This is a genomic window from Neolewinella aurantiaca, from assembly GCF_008014675.1.
Taxonomy (GTDB): Bacteria; Bacteroidota; Bacteroidia; order Chitinophagales; family Saprospiraceae; genus Neolewinella; species Neolewinella aurantiaca.
This window is the reverse complement of record NZ_VOXD01000068.1, coordinates 1-5,933: the sequence shown is the minus strand read 5'-3', so window position 1 is coordinate 5,933 and position 5,933 is coordinate 1. Positions and strand designations below refer to the sequence as shown.

Sequence of the window (5,933 nt, the reverse complement as noted above, 5' to 3'; positions counted from 1 at the left end):
TAGCTTTGAGGCGTGCTCTCATCTGTGTTTTGTGCTTCGTAACCCAAAACTAACAGTTTGAGAGCACATCTTTTTTGAGCCAGAATCAGCCTCGACGATTTCGTATCAGAGGGAACACCCTACATCTAATCCCTGTATATCCTTCTTTACTACATCATCAGCTTTACCTAGGCCGACATCGTGAAAAGGTGAGAAAACGGATAGGCCAAAACCTCTGAGGCTCTTCCATGTCTCGTTAATTATCCACCTCTCTGCCATTGTAAAAAACGGACCTGCTAAGTAGACTTGATGACTAGGTACATTTACTATATGTAATGGCTTGAACCTATCAGAGCTTAAATTTTTCACTTCACTTATTTCTTTTGAATTGCAATACAATGCTGTAGCTAGACTTGCGTGGTGAGCTGACTCTTTTGCCGACATTCCGTCAAACCAACAGGTAGCAAACATAGTACTAAAGATATCTCCTGATCCAATTGTCCAAACTCTATCTGTCAGGAAAACTGGGATAGTCTCAGCGTCGCTATTCCGCCCGTCAAATAAATATGCCCCCTTTGCCCCGTCTTTAATAATTAGTAAAGAACAGGACTCATCGTCGAATATTTTAGCACATATTCTGTCTAGCTTAATTTCTCCTGATAACTTAGCTGCTTCCGACATATTAAGAACTAGAGCTAATTCGACTGCATTAGATCCATTTTTCTTGAAGGAAATAGGACGAACGGTAGATTGCGGATCATACACGACTTTTTCACCAGATAAAACTAAGTCAGACTCAATCATGCCAAATGCTAATATGTTTCCATTGGGTTCATTAACTCTAATTAGATTACGAGTCAAGTTCTCTAGACTAGGAATAATAACAGGATCTTTCAATGGGTGATCATAATAAAACTCAAATCCTTTTGTAATTTGATGTTTCACAATACTTAGTCTTGGGTACAAGCTCCTGAAGTAATTCAGATAAGGTGATGTTTCATGATCATCGCACGAAGTGTAAAAGACTACGTCCTTACTAAGTTGTAGTTCACAAATGAGGTGAACTGCCCTCAACCCAGAGCCGTAGATGTGATTCCACATCGGCTCATAACACACTTCTGTATATGTACCTCCTACAACAATCATTCGCTACTTATTTCTATGACACATCTACCGTCAGAAATTGAATTCACAACAGCATTAAATTCGATACCATTATTGATACAGCTTATGAGTCTTATCATTTCTCTAGAGAGAACACTCCCAACAACTCTACCGTCAGGAGTTTCGATGATTACAGGACCTTCGTTAGACAGTGTCCTCACATTGAGTATGTCACCTTCACTTACATCGACTAAAACATCACTATCCGGTGATGCAACACTAGTAATGATTCTAAGAGAGCCACAATCTTCAGCGCCACCGCCGCCAGGTCGATTTATAGTAGGGATACTACCTCCTCCTCCTCCAGACATACAAAATATTTATAAATTATTTAAGTGTTCTAACATGATCGTTCATGATCGAGCACATTTTTGATGGAATCACATCCAATATACGACAAAATTCAATAAACGTTTCCTCCATCCTTAAATAATCGCTACTTCGATTTTTCAGTCCTTCGTATAATCCCATTTTGAAGCACGCTTTAATAACGTTCGAATCTAAAACAACGACTTTCTCACTATCTAGAAAATTCCTAGTGATCCACGAAGCATTTTTCCACCCTATTCCATTTACTTGTAAGAGTTGGCTTCTTAGTTTTAGGTCGTCATCAATCGTTAAGTGCAAGCTATCCTTATCGCTAATAAGCTCGGTTATGTATTGCATTCTCTTTGTAGGAAACTTGGGGAATATAGATAGGATCAAGTTCAATACTGTGTTTCCTCTAAACCAATTTTTTGAGCCCATATGTGTTATTCTGTAAAATATTTCAGTTCTATATTCACATTGAAATTCATATAGCCCTAGCATGCAACCAACTATTTCTTCATAAATGCAGTCACTAAGCCTATGGTTTATTGAAAAATCTTCTTCTGCATGGTCTAGGTGATACTGCAACTTCCAATATGCAGGGGTGAAAAGAGTTTCGCAACTTCCCCATGAAATCCTCTTCATGACCATTTCACTTGGTTGAGGAATTCTCCTTAGTGTTTCTTGAATTGTATCATAGAGAAATGATTCGTCAATCTTTGTTTTCATGCTAGAGATCGAATTAGTGAACTTATAAGAAAAATAGAAGTACCCAACTTTCAAGAACAACAATAATTCTAACACAGGTCAAACTAATTAAATATTGCTGCGACTACCGCGGCCTTTTGTTTCAGTCATCACAATTACAAACATATTGTGCCACTACAGGCCTCCAATCATCCAAACATACGCTTTTGTCTGAGAATATCTATGTAACAAGACAACAACTTCACCAGTCGGGTGATCTCAATTGCATTATTATGAAAGCTACGTTATTGCCCAATGGATGGTTTAGGCTAGCCGTAACAGATAAATCAGCTGTTGTTTTTAGATAGTAGGCTCACCTTTCTAGAGAGTCTTACCTTCTAGAGATAGGGTGTTCCGTTTGATAGGGTCAAGCCGCGTCTGATTTTAGTTCACGATTCATCCGTCTGACGCTTCCATAGCGGTTTTCGCAAACGTGATCATCCTTCCTTTCTCACAACTATTACATAGTGATTCTCGTGGCCTTTAAACTCAAAGACTTCCTTTTCTAGCAAAAGCTGCGCTTGGAATAACCAGACGCAGCAAAAGTTAGTTTTCCTTACCGCTCGGATGGATAGCACAGAGTACAAGTATTATACTCCTCTACCCATTCTTTTGACTCCGACGTTTTCATATCGTCGTTGAGTTGATCAATCATCCATACTACTTTTCCGGTTTCCCGGTGTTTGAAAGCTAAGATGTAATCAATCCCGTCATCCTCCTGGACAAGTCTTTGGGCGATGAAATAGAGTGCGCGGACCACGTCGTTTCCGAGATCGTTGATGACCGTTGCGGTAGCAACGAATCGACCATCAAAACGGTAAGTGCCAGCCACTTCTTGCGGCTGGGGTTCCCAGGGAAATGGGGTTGGTGGAGTTTGGTCTCCCATAAGGCAATTGGTTTTGTTTGCCCTACGACTATAGGGATGACTTGCACAACTACAACTTTTCGACCTATCTTGAAAGCGCACTATTTGAAAGTGCGCTTTTACATTTTTTTATAGTGTCATGGAGATAGGAAGAATTCTTAACAGAGTTAATCTTAACTGATTTACCGTGTCAATTTCCGGTGAGCCTTTGCGTAGGTATGTCGTTGCTTTCACCAACAACACTCAGCGAAATCTCATTCTCTTGTGAGCACAGATCGTAGATGCTCAACTGTCTTACGACAATGTTACTCTAGGTTGACGAATGGATCGCCAGAATCAACTTTTCGTAGACATTGGTACTTCGACTGACTCATTAGAAGAGGCTCGCAGGTTGCAGAAACAATACAACCAACAAGCAATCCGAGATACACGGCAGCAGAAAGAAATCCTTTAGGGGGGTTTCTTTCTTCTCCTGTCTTCTACTCTCCGTTCGTTTTGCTCTCCTCTCCTGGTTTCGTTTTATTCCGGCTTTGGTTGCAACGACTCTGAAGGTCGTGTCTGACGGCATGGATCAAATAGCACTTTGGGGTACTTCTCTTTCGATTCCATTAGTCACCGCAAGGACTTTGTATAGCATGGTATGCACTAGGAATGATATAAAGTAGTTTGCTTATAGCCTCCTCTTGCTTAATTGCAAGGCGAACCAGTGTTTCTTTTTGCAATACTCTCCGAGACCTCTACACTCTGGTCATTTATGACCAAGAACGAACTATGTCACTCCCTTTGAACACGAATTACAAAACCTTCTTCAAAAAGGTAAAAGACCAAATACAGCAAGCTCAAATCAGAGCTTCAATCAAGGTGAATCAGGAACTACTACTCCTCTACTGGCAACTTTGAAAACGCATTTTGAACGTTCAATCTGAAGCTGAATGGGGAGATAAAGTAATACCGTTACTCGCTAAAGACCTCAAAGAATCCTTTCCTGGAATAAAAGGATTTTCAGAAAGAAATATCAAATACATGAGGCGTTTTGCCAGGGAATATCCAGGCTTTGAAATTGGGCAACAGGCTGTTGCACAAATTACCTGGTCGCACAATATCCTACTCTTACAAAAAGTGAAAGACCCTACTCAACGTCTTCGATATGCTGAACAAGCAGTTGAAAACGGACGGTCAAGAAACATGATGGTTGTTCACATCGAAAGGAAGCTTTTTGAAGCTCAGTGAAAGGCCATTACAAACTTTACAAACACCCTTCCAAAACCTAGTAGTGACTTGGCTTCTTCGCTTTTAAAAGATCCTTACAATTTTGATTTTTTGAACCTTTCATCTAGGGCAAAAGAGAAAGAATTGGAAGATGCACTGGTCAATAAGATCACTCATTTCTTACTCGAACTTTGATCTGGTTTCGCCTACATGGGAAGGCAGTACAAAATGAAAACGGGACAAGAGGAATTCTTCTTAGACCTCCTCTTCTTTCATGTGAAGCTCAATTGTTACGTGGTCATTGAATTGAAGACGACGAAGTTCAAACCGGAATACGCTGGGAAGCTTGGATTCTATCAAAAGGCAATTGACAGCGAACTCAGACTGGCCGCTCAAAATCCAACTATCGGCCTACTCCTCTGCAAATGAAAAGATGAAATAACTGCTCAGTATGCACTTGATGCAATGAAACAGCCTATCGGAATTTCAAGCTATTTGCTTGAAAACGGCTTGCCGGAAGATTTACAAAACGAACTTCCTTCAATCGAAGAAATCGCCAAAGAAATCAAGGGGATTGAAATTGAGGAAGAATAAATTCAAAATTTCAAAATCGTTCAGAAAATTGACATTTTTTGAAAACTATTTTTCGTTTCTGAACGCTCTAAGAGCTTGCTCCTATGAAGTATAAAAAGAAAGAAAAAATCATCATCATGTACTACTCTCTCTGATTGTTGTTTAATAGTTTTAACTGTTTATATGTTTAGGGAAGAAAACAGCTTGCTATTAAAGGTTTTCACAGGCATTGAAGTAACAAATTCCCGCTTTGAAGTAACTTATTTCCTGTTTGAAGTAACAAATCCCCGCTTTATTGTAACAAATTTCCGGGTTCAAAATACTGCGAAGTAACAAATTCCCTGTTTGTCTTTGAATGCTCTCTATTTGCTTGATTGCAAAGGGCTTTGACAGGGTTGAAACGGTTCAAAGTAACAAATTTCCGGGTTCAAAGTAACAGCACTTGCAATGCGTGTTCTGTTCTTTAGAACCTAAGTATTCATTTCTTAGCCCAGGTAACTATGAGCAAGAAACAGGCAACGCTTTTCGATGGTACGATACAAACACGGGAAATCAAGAAGCATAGTAGTTTAGTGCAGATGGGGAACATAACTACCTTGCGGGAACGTAAGACCTTGAACGCCTTGATCTACATTGCAAAGGATCAACTAAAGAGGCAACCAGAGGAGAGGAGATTTACTTGCGACCTATGACAGATTAAGCGTCTAACGGGGTGGGATGACTCCAATACCGTAGAACTAAAACAAGCACTTTCTAATCTGGTAGACACCAAGATTGAGTACAATATTTTGAACAAGGACAAGGAGATTTGGTCGGTTTTCGCCGTACTCGCAGAAGCAAGAATCGAAGTACAGGGGAGTGGAAAGCCAACCACCGTCACCTTTGAATTTCCTAGTACCGTTCTTTGAGCGATCAAGCATCTGCGTATTCCGGAGTTACTGACCCCCTCATTCCGGAGTATTGACCCCCATGTGGATAACTCGCGCTTGTTAGGGTTACGAAGATAAGTTTTCAGATCGTTTCCTCAGACTTTTTCCTTTGAGTTCGACCCGATGAGCCTTCGGGATGATCCTGTCCAGGATGGCAT

The 5,933-nt window shown here is 40.3% G+C and carries 6 protein-coding genes and 1 pseudogene; 3 read left to right on the top strand and 4 right to left on the bottom strand.

What is annotated here, in order from left to right; translation table 11 throughout:
* Positions 1–105: 105 nt before the first annotated feature.
* From FUA23_RS21820 to FUA23_RS21805, 4 genes are all read right to left on the bottom strand, one after another.
* Positions 106–924, bottom strand: coding sequence for a carbohydrate kinase family protein (locus FUA23_RS21820; RefSeq protein WP_187271185.1), 819 nt, complete (start codon positions 922–924; stop codon positions 106–108).
* 197 nt (positions 925–1,121) lie between these two features.
* Positions 1,122–1,454: a hypothetical protein gene (locus tag FUA23_RS21815; protein ID WP_147932899.1), complete on the bottom strand. Its 333-nt coding sequence runs from the start codon at positions 1,452–1,454 to the stop codon at positions 1,122–1,124.
* 16 nt (positions 1,455–1,470) lie between these two features.
* Complete coding sequence (locus FUA23_RS21810; protein ID WP_147932898.1) at positions 1,471–2,181, bottom strand: 8-oxoguanine DNA glycosylase; 711 nt, start codon at positions 2,179–2,181, stop codon at positions 1,471–1,473.
* Between the two features lie 574 nt (positions 2,182–2,755).
* Positions 2,756–3,085, bottom strand: coding sequence for a hypothetical protein (locus FUA23_RS21805; RefSeq protein WP_147932897.1), 330 nt, complete (start codon positions 3,083–3,085; stop codon positions 2,756–2,758).
* A gap of 888 nt (positions 3,086–3,973) precedes the next feature.
* Between FUA23_RS21805 and FUA23_RS22630 the strand changes: the two genes are divergently transcribed.
* From FUA23_RS22630 to FUA23_RS22975, 3 genes and pseudogenes are all read left to right on the top strand, one after another.
* Entirely contained in the window at positions 3,974–4,294 is a 321-nt protein-coding gene (locus tag FUA23_RS22630) for a DUF1016 N-terminal domain-containing protein (RefSeq protein WP_222707083.1), read from the top strand.
* A gap of 48 nt (positions 4,295–4,342) precedes the next feature.
* Positions 4,343–4,702, top strand: a pseudogene (locus tag FUA23_RS23200) (PDDEXK nuclease domain-containing protein).
* A gap of 36 nt (positions 4,703–4,738) precedes the next feature.
* Positions 4,739–4,867: a hypothetical protein gene (locus FUA23_RS22975; RefSeq protein ID WP_262713721.1), complete on the top strand. Its 129-nt coding sequence runs from the start codon at positions 4,739–4,741 to the stop codon at positions 4,865–4,867.
* Positions 4,868–5,933 lie beyond the last annotated feature (1,066 nt).